Below are 14637 nucleotides of genomic sequence, written 5' to 3'. Positions count from 1 at the left end.
ACAGTTGATGGGGGCTAAGCTAAATGCGCGTGATTACAATCGCCAACTGGTTGAAGCGATGATCAAAGTGAAGGCGCTAAATAAGATCAACACCCTTGGTCTGCCTAAATATCAGTAAGTTAAGTGAATTTGTTAGAGAGTTGCATTTGATCAACAAGGCCGCCATTAACAGTTTCAATAGATGGCCCTGTAAGTGTATCGGAGGATGACGGGTTTACGCTGCAAGCAAATATAAACAAAAGTGATACTGATGTCTCATTTCAATGGCTTGATTCAGAAAACAGCATAGTAAGTGATAAGGCGATATTAAAAGTAGAATCATTAGATGTGGTTGAAGATACTGCTTTTAAATACAGGTTATACGTATACTATGAAGGTAAAGAATTTAAGGCTGAGCATACAATTAATGTAAAGCATCGCATTAATGTTTGGAAACAACCTTTAGATGCAGCTAAAACAGTTTTGCTATTGCAAAACGTACTTCTCGATGAAGCACAAACTATTAGTAATCACTTGTTAGCAAAGCTTGAACGAAAAAATATCGACCTCGATAAAGTATGTGAAAATGGAGGGTTATATACTCTTTCATATTTGGATAATGATGATTCTAGCACTATTTCTGTAGGGGATGTATTACAGGAATCTTTCCAGGATTGTTCTGATTATTACCGGAATACCTTAAGTGGTCTCAGAGTAGTTACGATTTTAGAGGCTGACCTGCAAAACGGTATTATTGAGTTTAACGTCAACAACAGTGATATTGAAATATTGGAAAGTGTTTACTCATATAATGAGTTGATGACGTTTAAGGGAAGCTACTCTACTCACTTTTCATATTCACCTAGCGTTCGAACTATAGCTATAGCAGCAGATGAAAAACTCCAAGGTATATCTTTAAAGCCATTTAGCTACGAAGAAGCTTTTTATTACGTCAATATTAAAGAATTGAACATTGAAAAAGTAATCGACTTTAATACAGCGACTTACACTATAGATATCAATGGTACTGTTTATGATACAAATTTAAATGGTGAGTATAGTTTCTCTCAAGAAGATGCATGGTATGGGTACTTTATGGAGTATCCGCATAAAGGCTCTATCAAAATTAGCTCAGCAAAAGAGTCAGTTCAACTTGCTAGTAATTTTGTTTCAGATTCTGAAAAGCTAAACGTTAGCTATAGTGAAGAGCAGCGTCAAATTTATTGGTCCAGCTACCTCGTTTCAGCTATGTCTTCGTTTAATATATTTAACAATATCAAAACATTTCGGGCAGATAACTTTGAGCATGTGCTTGATACTGGAAGTGTTAATAATAATTCTGTTCAGTTAGATGGTCCAGTAACGTTAATTTTTTCAAGACCTGTAGCTGCTGATACCTCTGCCAGTGCATATTTTCAAACTCCATTAGGGTATAAGTATATTAATATTCCAGCTAGAGTTGAGGTTAATGGTGCATTAATTAATATTTATCCAGAACAGCCATTAAAAGCTGATACAAACTATGAGTTACATGTTTCGGGTATTACAAGTATTACAGGACAAGAGTATAGCTGGATAGATTTGGATATAAAAACTACTGATAGTATTATTCCTAATCTAACAAGTTCTAGCTATTTTTATCAAGACAATCATTATCCTACGCTGAGTGTTGTAGGTAGTACTTTCAATGAAGGCCAAGCTCAATCTTATAAGTGGGTTGATTTATATAATGCTGGTATAGAATTTGATGACGAAAATGCAGTTTCTACAAGTTTTAGCTTACCAGAAGGAGTTGAGTCAGATATAACCATTGAAGTGGTGATGACTAATGATCTAGGTGATGTTGCAAAAGAAAGGATAATTTTGCAGTACTTACCTTACTCAGGAACATATCTTTTTATTGATGGTATTGAAGGTGATTACGTTAGCCAAGGTGAGAAGGTAGTAGAGACGCTGACAACGGGGGATTTTTCTGTATCTCGTGATTCAAATGATCAATCCCATTTGCAGTTCTCTTTTTATAATGATGAAAGTTATTGGAATATAAACCTGAAAGCCCCTCGTGATTCAAGCTTGTCTGTTGGCGAATATTTAAATGCTACTCGCTACCCTTTTCAAGATGATTCGGCAGCAGGATTAGAGCTTTCTGGTATGCATAGAGGGTGCAATACGCTTTATGGACATTTTGAAATATTTGAATTAGAAGAAAGTTCTAATGATGAAATTCAAAAATTAGCTGTAAATCTTACACAGATATGTGGAAGTGGAGAATCTCCAGAGTTAAAAGCTTATATTCGATTTAATTCAGCAGTACCATTAAATCAATAACTATAGATATTGAAACGCGGCCAAGGCCGCGTTTTTATTTGTTTCTAAAAAATAAAGTTGTTAATTTGGTTGGTAAGATAACGAAAACAACAAATAACTATGTGGCCTCTTTCTCCTAAATCTATCGGCATCTTGATGGGTGTGTTTTACGGCATCAGCATGCGCATCTTTCTTGAAATTAGCGGAACCTTTAATTTCGGTAGCCTTGTTACTATTTCGTTTATGTTTTTAGTGCCTGTGGCTATTGGGTTTATACGGGTACATTTTGAGTACAATCAACTATCGCCGATGACATATGGAAGAATGGCGGTAGTCGCTTGGCAACCTATTTTTGTGTTCTTATTTGTCAGCGTAGTAACTCTTTTAGAAGGAAGTATCTGCGTTGCAATGGCTCTCCCTGCATTTATGTTTTTTGCTAGTATTGGCGGTATGTTAGCAGGGCTATGTCATCGCCTTTGGGAAAAGAAAAGCAACAAAGCGGTGATGTCGGTAGCTTTGTTGCCGTTGATCCTTTCTCCTTTAGAGCTCAACTTTTTACACTTATCGAAAACTTACGAAGTTAAAAATACAATTGTTATCAATGCGCCTGTTGATGTTGTGTGGCAACAATTAGCTAATGTTAGCCAAATTCATGAGGGCGAATATCCAAGTTCATTTTCGCAATTAATTGGTATTCCTAGGCCAATTCGAGCTGATATGAGTGGTGATGGGGTAGGTGCAATTAGAACCAGCCAGTGGCAGAAAAATGTTGTATTTAAAGAGGTAATAAGCGAGTGGCTGCCGAATGAGAAAATGCTATATAACTTTGAGATTGACCCAGAGTTAATTCCTGATCATGCACTTGATCAGCATGTGAAATTAGGTGGTGAATATTTTTCGCCGCTACATGGCGGTTATGAGTTAGTTACAAGTGGTAATAATCAAACGCTGTTAAGCCTTAAAACGACGGTACTTGATAACACTAACTTTGGCATTTATTCACGAGTATGGGGGGAGGTGATCTTTCAGGACTTTCACCGAGCACTTCTCAAGCTAATGAAAGTTCGCGCTGAAAATGACAACATATTAGTTGTAAAAGCATGATGACGACTCGCTGTCTAGCAGCTTATCGTAATTGTTTTCTTTATGGCTATTAAGCTATTAGGCTAGGCTGAAATTTTATTTAGGGAACACACCATGAAATACTTAGTGGCACCGATGCTCGTGGCAGCATCATCAGTAGCGGCTGCACGACCTGCACCGTTAGTGTCAATTCCAAGCCATGATGGCTTTTTTGATAATATCGCTGCCCATTGCGGTAAAGCTTACGAAGGTAAAGTGAGCGTTGATAACGCAGCTGGCCCGAGCTCATTTGTGGGCAAAAAGTTAGTAATGCATGTACGTCGTTGTAACGAGCGTGAGTTACAAGTGCCATTTCATGTAGGGGATGATGCATCTCGTACTTGGATCATCACAAAAACGGGCAGTGGACTTAGTTTAAAGCATGACCATCGCCATAAAGATGGCAGCGATGATAAATCAACCATGTATGGTGGGCATACTCTTGATGCGGGTTTTGCTAACGCACAGTCGTTCCCGGCTGATCAGTATTCAAAAGAGTTGTTTGTGAGTCAAGGTATTCCCCAATCAATGGGTAACACGTGGCAAATGTATATTTATCCAAAGCAATTTACGTATCGCTTAGTGCGTGAAGGACGTGAGTTTCGCGTTGATTTTGACTTAACAAAACCTATCACGCCGCCAAGCGCGCCGTGGGGATATGAAGACTAGTACTATTTAGCTTCGTCTTCACACTGTAAAACAACCGTTAAAGGTGGCTGATAGGCGCGTGGTTTAGTTGGAAAACGTTCATACTCCTGCACCCCATCAGTCACTCTTAGCATAAAAGGTTTGTCTCTACATAAGCGACTAGCATGGCGCAGTAAGAATACGCTTTGATTGCGAAAGTGCTTGTAGTCGTCAGACTGAATTTCGAGGTGGTAGCGGCCGTCGGCCAATTTAGTTTGGTAGTAATGGACTTTTTCGTCGAAGTCATAGAGCTTTTCGGTTTCGCCTTTTGCTGCCTGTGCATTACTGCACCCCGATAACATTAAAACGGCGCTAATTAATAGTGCTTGTGTACTTCTCAGTTCACTCATAAACACTTAACTCCATGTGATTAATACCTTGTTTCATCGTGATGTTGAACCTGAATTAGCATCCATAGTCAAACTAAGGTAACGTTACGTCTTACATGTAGTCTAACACCCAAAAAGGGAAAATGTGATGCTCAATAAAATAAAACAGCTGTTTTCAGCGCTGAATGATACCCAATCTAGCATTACTGAGCATGACCTAAAAACCGCCGTTGCTGCGTTATTGATTGAGGTTATGCGTGCAGATAATGAGTTACAAGATGATGAGCAACAGACCCTGAATGAGACCTTAAAGAAGTATTTCTCGCTTAACGAGGAAGAGGTTCAAGAGTTAGTTGCAAGTGCATCGCAAAGCCTAGATGATGCAATAGATTATTTTCAGTTTTCAAAGCAAATTAATGCCCAGTGCAGCGCCGAGCAGCGTATTGATATCATCGAGCTGTTGTGGCGTTTAGCCTACGCAGATGGCAATTTAGATAAGCATGAAGAAATGGTTATTCGCCGTGTCGCAAGTTTATTGTATGTAACCCATGAAGATTTTATCGCTGCTAAGTTAGCAGCGACAAAACTAAGTTAGTAGCGATAAAACTAGGCTAGCAATTATTTAATTTGCTCGCTACGCTCACAAGTTGCTGGGCAAGGCTGGCAACTTTATCGGCTGTATCAGCATCGCTGATGCGGCCTTGCTCATCTAATTTGCTGTGGATAGCAGGCACTGCAAGTTGATCTGCAAGCACTAAACTACCAATACCCGATAAAATATCACGTACGTGATTTAAACCACGTAAGCCGCCTAAACCACCTGGTGAAGATGCATAAAGTGCTGTGACTTTATTACGAAATGCGGGTACTGCGCCTTGCTCTGTACGAGAAGCCCAATCGATTGCGTTTTTAAGTGGCGCTGTAATTGAGCCATTATATTCTGGGCTTGCTAATAAAATGCCATCAGCAGCGCGAAGCTTATCTTTTAATAATTGTGCGCCAGCAGGTGTACCTTGCGCTTCAATATCTTCGTCAAATAAAGGTAAGTTTAAATCGCTTAATTTAATCACTTCTACTTCAGCACCACTTTCGAGGGCGAAGCGCGCAGCTTCATTGATCAGTTTTTGATTAAAGCTGTCTTTACGTAGGCTGCCTGCTAGGGCAATAATTTTTGGTGCTGTCATGATTGCTTCCTTTTTTAAGCTTCACTGTTGATATACTCACTGTAGCAAAAAACAGCTTGCAGAAAAGCCAAATAAACGCAAAACTTATGTGCGTATATGCACACAAGGAGCCGTTATGGCGATTCAATTTGATGATTGGCAAGATGTAAAAGTTGCTTATGAGGTGGCAAGGCTCGGCACGTTAACCGCTGCTGCCGAATCTTTAGGTGTTCATCACAGCACAGTGCTTAGAAGAATCAACAATTTAGAAGATAACCTTGATGCGCGGTTATTCCACCGTCATGCCCGTGGCTATACAGTGACAGAAATTGGCGCTAAGTTGTTTGCGACTGCAAAATCGATTAACGCTGAACTTGAAAAACTTCACAACGATATTATTGCCGCTGATAGCCAACTGCGAGGCAGTTTATTATTAACTACGGTCAGTGGTTTTATTGATGTGCTTAGTGATGTCTGTGAGCAGTTTCAAAGCCTGCACCCGCAAGTGCAGCTCGAAGTTATTCTTGATCAAAACCGCTTACGTCTTGATCACGGTCAGGCACACATTGCCGTGCGAGCAGGTCCTCGGCCTGATGAAGGCGACTATATTGCCCAGCATTTAGCTGAACTTTCGTCAGGGTTTTATGCCTCTAAAAGTTATATTGAAAAGTATGGCATGCCAAAGAATATTGAGCAGTTGCAGCAGCATAGTTTTGTCTCTGGGGTGGCTGGCTATAACGGTAAAGTGCCTTATTTTGCATGGGTTGATCAACACATTGAACCTTCGCAAATTAAGTTACGGGTGTCTGAAACATCAGAAGCTACACGGGCGATTGTGAGGGGCTTAGGAATTGGTGGTTTACAGCATGAAGTGGCAAGCCAATACCCTGAACTGTTGCCAGTGCTTCCTAAAGAGCTAAACTGGCCAACGGATCTTTGGCTGGTAACGCATCACTTGGTGCATCGCACAGCCAAAGTCCAAGCATTTAGTCAGCTTTTAAAAGCCTATTTTAAAGATTTAAAAGCTTAAACAGACTTTTTAACGCTAATGCCTAGCCGTTTGGCTAGGCGCACAAGGTTGGCTCTATCAACACTTAAGCTACGTGCTGTGGCAGCCCAGTTTAGGTTATGTAGTTCAAGTTGTTGCATAATCAATTGATAACTAAAAGCGTCAGTTGCCTCTTTCAGCGATAAGCGAGTGGCTTTTTGTTCGTTAACTGCAACAGGGCTTGGTGCGGCAACGGCGGTTTTAGCAATATCACAATGTTCAGGCTCGATTGTGACAATGCTTTGTTGCCATTGCTGTTGTTTGGCTTTGAGTGCTGCGCGACTGATCACATGTTCAAGCTCTCTCACATTGCCTGGCCAATCATATTGACGCAGTAGTAATTGTGTATCGCTACTAAGCTTAAGTTGCTTAATTGCCAGTTTTTTAGATGTTTGCTCAATAAAAAAGCCTGCTAATAAAATAACATCGTTATCGCGCTCTTTTAGTGGTGCAACATGCAATGGGTAAACGCTTAATCGGTGATAAAGATCTGCACGAAAGCGCCCCGCAGCGACTTCTTGTTTTAAATCGCGATTGGTTGCTGCAATCACTCTGACATCAACATAACGGCTTTGATCTTCCCCCACCGTTTGTACTTCACCACTTTGTAATACACGCAATAACTTACTTTGCATGGCAAGCGGAAGTTCGCCGATTTCATCTAAAAATAGCGTGCCGCCATCGGCGAGTTGAAACTTACCCTGGCGAGCAGTATGTGCGCCAGTAAATGCGCCTTTACTGTGACCAAAAAATTCACTTTCGGCTAAGTTCTCTGGTAACGATGCGCAGTTTAAGTGGATCAACGGCATGTCACGGCGTTTTGAGTTTAAATGGATATTGCGCGCAACGAGTTCTTTACCGACGCCTGTGTCGCCTTGTATTAAAACGCTAAATTCTGAGGCAGCCACCAGCTGAATATCATTTTTAAGGGTCTGCATTGCTTGGCTATTACCAATAATTTCGACACCTTCTCGTGTTAGTGCCTCAAGGTTAAGCTGCTGCGCAACTTGATGGCTGTGCTGTGCGTGTTGCATAAAATGCTGCAAGGTTAGGGCATGCTCAACATAGCCTGCAGCTAGCTGTTTTAGTTGATTGAGCTCGTTCATTGCTAAAGCGTCAAAGGCATGTTCATCTAAACTATCAAAGGTCAAAACACCCAATAGTTCGTTGTTATCTTTGCTACTCAGCAGCGGCACGCCCATGCAGGCATGAACAGGAAAGTCGCCATGCTGGCTTTGTAATAAACCATCGTAGGGGTCGGGTAGGCCACAGTCTTTGGCAAATTTTAGCGGTTCACTGCCACGGCATATTTCAAATAAGCGCGGATGCTCCGCTATTTTAAAGCGTCTTCCTAACGTATCGTCCGACAACCCATGAAGGGCTACGGGCTTTAACACATCGCCTTGTTTCAATAATAAGGCAACTGCATCACATTCAAGCCAATCATTAATGCAACTCAACAGATAACTGAAATTATGATCAACACTGCTTGCTTTGGTAAGTGCAAGTGCAACATCAAGAAGGGATTTTTTGAGCATCATGTCAATTTGACCTGAATGTGTTTTATTGATGCTTTTAATGGTGTGTCATTTTGACTTATTTATCAAGTGTCCAAATTTAATGCATTGATATTTAAAGGTTTTTATTTTTGGCTTGAACTGTGCAATAGCTGGGGAAATTAAACGCTGAGAGCACGAATGAAAGTCATTAATTTAACTGAACCTATGCCAACTAAGATCAAATTTTATCAACTCAGCCAGTGGCCGTTATGGGCATTAGCATTTCGGCCTTTTTTCTTGGCGGCAGGTGCCTTAGCTGTATTTGCTATGAGTTACTGGTTTTTAATCTTGGCGGGCTATGCACCGTGGCACCTAACAATGCCCGCAACGCTTTGGCATGCTCACGAAATGCTGTTTGGCTTTGCAGGCGTGGTTGCCATGGGCTTTTTGCTAACCGCCGCACAAACATGGACAGGTGTGGCGAGTGTAAGTGGTATTAAGCTTTGTTTGCTTAGCATGATTTGGCTTGCTGCAAGGTTTAGTTTTTTTATTGAGATTGCAGGGTTCGAGCAGCTAAACCTTTATATTGTTAGTGCGCTACAACTCGTTTGGTGGCTAGCTGGAATTATTATTCTAGCTGACATGCTGATACAGGCAAAAAGCAGCCATAACTACTTATTTGTTGTCATCGCATCTTTGCTCTGTGCGCTCAATGTGATTTTTTTGAGCTTAGTTGTACTTAATAAAATGTCGCTGGCACTGGGGGTTGTTGATACCGCTGTACTTATCATGACACTGCTAGTTGGTGTTGTGGCTGGGCGAGTTGTGCCATTTTTTACCGCGCGCGGCCTTAACCTAAGTGAACAAGTTAGAGCCCCCAAGCTCGATAAATTAGTCGTATTTAGCTCATTTTTCGCCATTGCGTGGTTTTTTATGAGTCAGCTATTTTTTAGCGCAATGAGCACCGGTTGGGTTTTTGCTTGGCTTGCTTGTTTACATTCAGCCCGGTGTGTTTTGTGGTGGCATAAAGGCATTCTAAAAGTGCCTTTGCTATGGTCATTACACGTGGCTTATTGGGCTTTATCGGTTGGTTTAATACTCGTCGCGCTGAGCTATTTCAGCCCAGTTATCTTATTCAAAGATGCGCTTCATCTGATCACTGTTGGCACCATAGGTGTGATGATCATCGCCATGATGGTACGTGTCTCTCATGGTCACACTGGGCGCGCATTACAAGCCCCTGCGTACATTAGTTTGGCATTTGTACTCATTGTGATAGCTGCCATTGTACGTTCGTTACTTCCCGTTTATTTAGGTCATCACCTTGCATGGCAGTTAAGTGCGTTGCTGTGGGTTGCTGGCTTTAGCTTATTTTTATTTCATTGTGCGCCCATCTTAGTGAATCGTCGTGTTGATGGTCGCCGCGGTTAATCTCTCCAATAGGAAAAACTATGTTATCTGAAAAAACGATCCAGATTGTTAAAAGTACTTTGCCGTTGCTTGCACAAGCAGGCCCTCAAGTGACTGAGTATTTTTATGATCGTATGTTTAGCTACAACCCAGAGCTTAAAAATATTTTTAATATGACGCATCAGCAATCGGGCTCTCAGCAATTTGCGCTATTTAATGCCTTAGCTGCCTACGCGGCAAATATTGATAACTTGGCAGTGTTAAAAGGTGCGCTTGCGCGCATTAATCATAAACACACCAGTTACCATATTTTGCCAGAGCATTATCCTATTGTTGGTGGACATCTGATTGCGACTTTAAAAGAGTTATTGCCAGAACAATTTACTCCTGAGGTCGAGTATGCATGGCGTGAAGCCTATTCATTATTAGCGGATGTATGTATCAATGAGGAGATGTCGCTATATCAAAAAACCAAAAAGGCACCGGGAGGTTGGTTTGGTACTCGTACTTTCACAATTACAGAAAAACGTATGGAGTCATCGCAAATTTGCAGTTTCATATTAACGCCTGCCGATGCAAAGCCTGTTGTGGCGTATTTACCGGGCCAATATTTAGGAATTAAAGTAACGCCAGCAAACAGTGAGTTAACGCAAGTTAGGCAATACTCTTTATCACAGCAAAGTAATGGCCACAATTACCGAATTAGCGTGAAAGAAGAAGGCTTGGTATCTAACTACCTACACAGCTTAACTGAGGGGGATGAGGTAGAAATTTACCCACCTGCAGGCGACTTTGTGCTTCGCGAAATCGACTCGCCTGTTGTATTGATTTCTGCGGGTGTTGGTCAAACCCCAATGATGGCGATGCTCGAAACACTATTAAGTAATCAACCTAACCAGTCAATCCATTATCTACATGCTTGCGACAGTGAGACGCAGTTTGCCTTTAAAGAGTATTTAATACAGCAACAACAAGCGCACGCTTCATTACATTGTGTTACCTGGTTTAAAGATGGCAAGGGGGGCGATTTTGCGGGCTTGATGGATGTAAACCACATCGCTGACAGCTTACCAATAAGCAAAGGTGACTTTTACCTGTGTGGCCCTATTGCCTTTATGGCAATGATCAAAGAGCAGCTGCTAAGTATTGGGGTTGCAAGTGAACGCATTCACTACGAGGTGTTTGGCCCTCACCAAAGCTTATGATGTAAAAGGCGCAGCTTGAGCTGCGCCTTTTTTGTTAGTTAACTTCGCGCTCTAGATCAGGAAGTGAAATACGGAGCTCTTTTTGTACTTTAGAAGCCCATAAGAATTTCACTATTAGAGTAACTTACGATTGCTAATTTCAGCTATTTCAAGCTTTTGCCACGATTCAAATAGCTTGCGTTGTTTGTCTGATATTTTTAAGCCATAGGTTTTTTGCATATAAAAATAGGTATCGGCTATTTGCTTTCTTGCATAAATGGGTGGCTCAAATACGCGCTGCTTAAAGTCGATTTTTACAGGGCATGCTCCGTAACTTGCACTTGATGTTGACACCATGCCGTAGCGAAAGTTTGAGCGGTCAGCATTGATCTCGCCTATAGCAGGGGCAAGGTTATTAATGTCGGCTTCCATTTGACGGAATTTCGCACTGACCTTTTTACAGTTTTTACGACCGCCATCTTGCCAGCATTGTAATTGATGACCAAACTCCCAGGCAGGCACAATGTGCTCCCACTCTATTCTTTTTGCGCGGGCATTCTCTTTTCCTGAGCGGGTGACAGGATTTCTAGGAATATAACCACACGCATCAGGATCTGGCACAAGTTTTTTACCTTGGCGCTTTATGTCGCAGCCACAATATAAGCTTTTACTGTTGCTTGGTAGATTCTTAATTAAATGCTTTTTGGCACTGTAAAAGCTCGAAAATTCTTTAGCGGATATAGGAAAAGTGAAAATAAAACACAGGGCTAAGTATAGAAATAAACGCATATCCATCACATCAGTGAACTACAGGAAGCGCTATTTTAGAGCGACTATTCTAAAAATGAAAAGTTTTTCAACTCAGCTATAGTTGTTAGGCCGTTTTAATTAAAGGAATTACAACTATGTTATTAGGTGCCTTCTCAGTGAGTTTAAATGTCAAAGATATTCGTGCTTCAAAGCAGTTTTATGAAAAGCTAGGTTTCAACGAGTTTGCCGGGGAGATAGAACAGCATTGGCTAATTATGAAAAACGGTGAACATTTAATTGGTTTGTTTCAAGGTATGTTCGACAAAACCATGCTGACCTTTAACCCAGGGTGGGATCAAAATGCTGAAGCTTTGGATGAATTTGCAACCTTTGAGCAATTAGCTGCACAATTTCAGCAACAAGGATTAGAAATACAAAAGGCCGGTGACGCGAGTTTTATTATCACCGACCCAGATGGCAATCCTATTTTGATTGACCAACACGTGTAGCTGGCTTTTTACGTTTAATTCGAACGTTTTGTAGTAACAAGAGAACTCCTGTAATACAAAATAGTACGCTGGTGGCCGAGAAGCTGATGAGTAGTGGATTGTTAAAGTTCTCACGCTCATCATAATCCATAATGTGTAGCATCCAGAAAAAGTCGAAAATGCGCCACAGGGTGCTGCGCACAGTTATAACTTTACCGGTTTGGCTATCTAAATATAAGGTTGTTGTTAACCAATCATCGAAGCTAATTTGCCAAACATTGGCTTTGTGACCGACTTCTCTAGGCCCTTTTGTTAATAACTGCGCTTGCGTTATTTTTGCGTCAATAAGCAGGTGAGCTTGCGCATTTTCAATGATTTGCGCTTTACTCGGTGCAGGCATTTTAGCACCTGTTCTGCCATCAAAAGTAAACGTACCGTTAGAGGATGTAACTTCTATAATCGGGGTATTTAAAAAATGGCTATATTTAATACCTTCGATTTGCTCAAATTGCGCTGTTATTTTATCAATTGAAGCAGGGTAGTCCGACAATAAAAATGGGCTACTTAAACTGCGATTAGCCAGATGCTTACCATGCACTTTTTCAAGTGGTAATGAGCTCATCACAAGCCCACCTAAAAGCCAAAAAAAGATCTGTAAAGCAAGTAAATAACCAAGCCATTTATGCCCTTTACGAGCATACTTAAACAGACGTTTATTCATTATTACCCCGTTATTATTGTTATGTGGGCGCTATTTTAGGTTGTTTAGCTAGATTGCCAATGCGGCATAATGTCGCGTTAACTGTATTCTAGATTTGGTATATATACAAAACTGAGTTAAAGTTTCAGTCGATATCAATAGAGGGTAAAAACGAGAGTATGTCGGAAATTCAATTTTTAAATGTAGATCTGGAGCTTGAATCAAAGCACGATATTAGTGCGCTTGTTGCTGATTTGAAGAAAAACGCCATGGTTTTACATTATGACCAAGATGAATACCGCCAACTAGCACGTATTGAAGCAACCGCAGATATCAGCTCTCCAGATAAAGCGATTAACCAGCTTTGCGAGCTTATTGAGTCTTGCTCGCGCAATGCATTAAAACAGTGGTTATCGTGCTCAAAGCGTACATTTGATATAGGCTTTGAATCAGGTAATTCGCCTAAATGCTTTAACCAACCCCTGCATGCCGATACCTTGTTACGTATCTCTGCAATTGGCGCAGGGATTGAAATTACTATTTATCCTGTCGAAAAATAGCCTGAATTTATCGCTCTACAACAGCTGCGGTCATTCTTGATACGCAGCAAAGCTCTCCTGCGGCATTGGTAATTTTAATATCCCAAACAGAAGTTCGCTTACCTAAATGCAACGGTCTTGCTGTTGCTGTTAACGTTCCTTTGCGTGACGCTTTCATGTGGTTGGCATTAATTTCTTGGCCAACAGCATAGAACTTATTGAAATCAATCACGAAATTGGCTGCATAGCTTGCCACTGTCTCTGCTAATACAACGTTTGCTCCGCCATGAACCATACCCATAGGGTTATGATGCTCAGGAATAGCAGGCATAGTTGCCATTAAATAATCATCACCAATTTCAGTTACCTCAATGCCCATAGTTTTCATTAAAGTGCCTTGACCGGTGATCCCTTGTTCTAGCTCTTTGCAAAGCTCTAACGTGATTGGGTGGTGCCAAATACTCATTGTGTTTCCTTAGCCTGCTAATTAAAGCTAATACCTTATGGCATCTTTCGGTGTGGTTCAATGTTAGTTTTGTAGCAATATGATGGGGTTAATTTAAATTTGCGATTTTCAAATAACTGTATATACTCACAGTTAAATGTACTGTATGGAAAACCAGTTGTATGCGCCCATTAACTAAACGCCAATCGCAAATTTTAGAACTAATTAAAGTCTTTATTAAAGATACAGGCATGCCACCTACGCGTGCTGAAATAGCTCAAACATTAGGTTTTAAAAGTGCCAACGCTGCTGAAGAACACCTAAAAGCACTGGCTAAAAAAGGCATGATCAAAATGAAGCCTGGGGCGAGTCGCGGTATTCAGTTAATTGAAGAAGATGAGCCAGAGCAACTAGGCTTACCTTTAATTGGCCGTGTTGCAGCTGGTGAACCTATTTTGGCGCAAGAGCATGTTGAAAGCCACTGCCAAGTTGATCCTTCATTATTTAAACCTGCAGCCGATTTCTTACTGCGTGTAAATGGTATGAGTATGAAAGACATTGGTATTATGGATGGCGATTTGCTTGCAGTACACAGAACACAAGTTGCTGAAAACGGGCAAGTAGTTGTAGCTCGAGTCGATGAAGATGTAACAGTTAAGCGTCTAGAAAAAGCGGGTCGCAAAGTACTTTTACACGCTGAGAACGAAGAGTTTTCGCCTATTGAGGTTGACCTTGAGCATGAGTCGTTCAACATCGAGGGGTTAGCGGTAGGTGTTATTCGTAACGCTGACTGGATGTAAACGTTCCCAATTTGGTGCGTCAAATTGACTCAATTTGGTGCGCCACTGAAATTTTACTACTTAATTAGGATTTGTGAATCCTTACTCTTCATTTAAAGCCTTATATGGCGCAGTTTTCCTCTCTTTTTATATTTCGTTTTTACTCCTAAACATTAAATAACGCGCTGATTATAGTTGTTATTTCTGC

The 14637-nt window shown here is 41.0% G+C and carries 16 protein-coding genes; 10 read left to right on the top strand and 6 right to left on the bottom strand.

Annotated features, from left to right (window positions below; translation table 11 throughout):
- Positions 1-327 precede the first annotated feature (327 nt).
- The 3 genes from L1272_RS09645 to L1272_RS09635 all read left to right on the top strand — a co-directional run bounded on the left by L1272_RS09645 (position 328) and on the right by L1272_RS09635 (position 4077).
- A complete protein-coding gene (locus L1272_RS09645; RefSeq protein WP_235373269.1) occupies positions 328-2307 on the top strand; it encodes an Ig-like domain-containing protein in 1980 nt (659 codons plus the stop codon).
- A gap of 159 nt (positions 2308-2466) precedes the next feature.
- Positions 2467-3390: a hypothetical protein gene (locus L1272_RS09640; protein ID WP_328250064.1), complete on the top strand. Its 924-nt coding sequence runs from the start codon at positions 2467-2469 to the stop codon at positions 3388-3390.
- A gap of 93 nt (positions 3391-3483) precedes the next feature.
- Positions 3484-4077: a hypothetical protein gene (locus L1272_RS09635; RefSeq protein WP_054554470.1), complete on the top strand. Its 594-nt coding sequence runs from the start codon at positions 3484-3486 to the stop codon at positions 4075-4077.
- 2 nt (positions 4078-4079) lie between these two features.
- Here L1272_RS09635 and L1272_RS09630 read toward each other — a convergent pair whose 3' ends face one another.
- Positions 4080-4445, bottom strand: coding sequence for a hypothetical protein (locus L1272_RS09630; RefSeq protein WP_235373266.1), 366 nt, complete (start codon positions 4443-4445; stop codon positions 4080-4082).
- Positions 4446-4572: 127 nt separating this feature from the next.
- Here L1272_RS09630 and L1272_RS09625 point away from each other — a divergent pair, with 127 nt between their 5' ends.
- Positions 4573-5019 carry a tellurite resistance TerB family protein gene (locus L1272_RS09625; RefSeq protein ID WP_054554468.1) on the top strand — a complete coding sequence of 149 codons (447 nt, stop codon included), beginning with the start codon at positions 4573-4575 and terminating at the stop codon, positions 5017-5019.
- Positions 5020-5035: 16 nt separating this feature from the next.
- Here the strand turns inward: L1272_RS09625 and L1272_RS09620 are convergent, their stop codons facing one another.
- Positions 5036-5608 (bottom strand): NADPH-dependent FMN reductase, encoded by a 573-nt coding sequence (locus tag L1272_RS09620; protein WP_235373264.1) that lies wholly within the window; start codon positions 5606-5608, stop codon positions 5036-5038.
- Between the two features lie 115 nt (positions 5609-5723).
- On the opposite strand from L1272_RS09620, the gene L1272_RS09615 reads away from it, so the two are divergent.
- Complete coding sequence (locus L1272_RS09615; RefSeq protein WP_235373263.1) at positions 5724-6617, top strand: LysR family transcriptional regulator; 894 nt, start codon at positions 5724-5726, stop codon at positions 6615-6617.
- Here L1272_RS09615 and norR read toward each other — a convergent pair.
- Positions 6614-8176 (bottom strand): nitric oxide reductase transcriptional regulator NorR, encoded by a 1563-nt coding sequence (gene norR / locus L1272_RS09610; protein ID WP_054554465.1) that lies wholly within the window; start codon positions 8174-8176, stop codon positions 6614-6616. The two genes, L1272_RS09615 and norR, sit on opposite strands and share 4 nt — an antisense overlap.
- Before the next feature lie 156 nt (positions 8177-8332).
- On the opposite strand from norR, the gene L1272_RS09605 reads away from it, so the two are divergent.
- Both L1272_RS09605 and hmpA read left to right on the top strand, forming a co-directional pair.
- Positions 8333-9565: an NnrS family protein gene (locus tag L1272_RS09605; RefSeq protein WP_235373262.1), complete on the top strand. Its 1233-nt coding sequence runs from the start codon at positions 8333-8335 to the stop codon at positions 9563-9565.
- 20 nt (positions 9566-9585) lie between these two features.
- Entirely contained in the window at positions 9586-10749 is a 1164-nt protein-coding gene (gene hmpA / locus L1272_RS09600) for an NO-inducible flavohemoprotein (RefSeq protein ID WP_235373261.1), read from the top strand.
- 114 nt (positions 10750-10863) lie between these two features.
- Here the strand turns inward: hmpA and L1272_RS09595 are convergent, their stop codons facing one another.
- A complete protein-coding gene (locus L1272_RS09595) occupies positions 10864-11517 on the bottom strand; it encodes an endonuclease (protein WP_082389328.1) in 654 nt (217 codons plus the stop codon).
- A gap of 116 nt (positions 11518-11633) precedes the next feature.
- On the opposite strand from L1272_RS09595, the gene L1272_RS09590 reads away from it, so the two are divergent.
- Positions 11634-11987, top strand: a complete 354-nt coding sequence (locus tag L1272_RS09590; protein ID WP_054554461.1) for a VOC family protein — start codon at positions 11634-11636, stop codon at positions 11985-11987.
- Here the strand turns inward: L1272_RS09590 and L1272_RS09585 are convergent.
- Positions 11962-12687, bottom strand: a complete 726-nt coding sequence (locus L1272_RS09585) for a hypothetical protein (RefSeq protein ID WP_235373260.1) — start codon at positions 12685-12687, stop codon at positions 11962-11964. The genes L1272_RS09590 and L1272_RS09585 overlap by 26 nt on opposite strands.
- 158 nt (positions 12688-12845) lie before the next feature.
- On the opposite strand from L1272_RS09585, the gene L1272_RS09580 reads away from it, so the two are divergent.
- Entirely contained in the window at positions 12846-13226 is a 381-nt protein-coding gene (locus tag L1272_RS09580) for a hypothetical protein (protein WP_054554459.1), read from the top strand.
- A gap of 7 nt (positions 13227-13233) precedes the next feature.
- On the opposite strand, the gene L1272_RS09575 is transcribed toward L1272_RS09580, so the two are convergent.
- Positions 13234-13671: a PaaI family thioesterase gene (locus tag L1272_RS09575; protein ID WP_235373259.1), complete on the bottom strand. Its 438-nt coding sequence runs from the start codon at positions 13669-13671 to the stop codon at positions 13234-13236.
- A 161-nt stretch (positions 13672-13832) separates the two neighbouring features.
- Here L1272_RS09575 and lexA point away from each other — a divergent pair, with 161 nt between their 5' ends.
- The gene (gene lexA / locus L1272_RS09570; protein ID WP_054554457.1) at positions 13833-14450 is read left to right on the top strand and encodes a transcriptional repressor LexA; all 618 of its coding nucleotides are present in this window, start codon (positions 13833-13835) and stop codon (positions 14448-14450) included.
- Positions 14451-14637 lie beyond the last annotated feature (187 nt).

The sequence above is a fragment of the Pseudoalteromonas sp. PAST1 genome (assembly GCF_021532515.1).
In the GTDB taxonomy this organism is placed as follows: domain Bacteria; phylum Pseudomonadota; class Gammaproteobacteria; order Enterobacterales; family Alteromonadaceae; genus Pseudoalteromonas; species Pseudoalteromonas simplex.
This window is presented reverse-complemented; position numbering and strand designations above follow the sequence as displayed.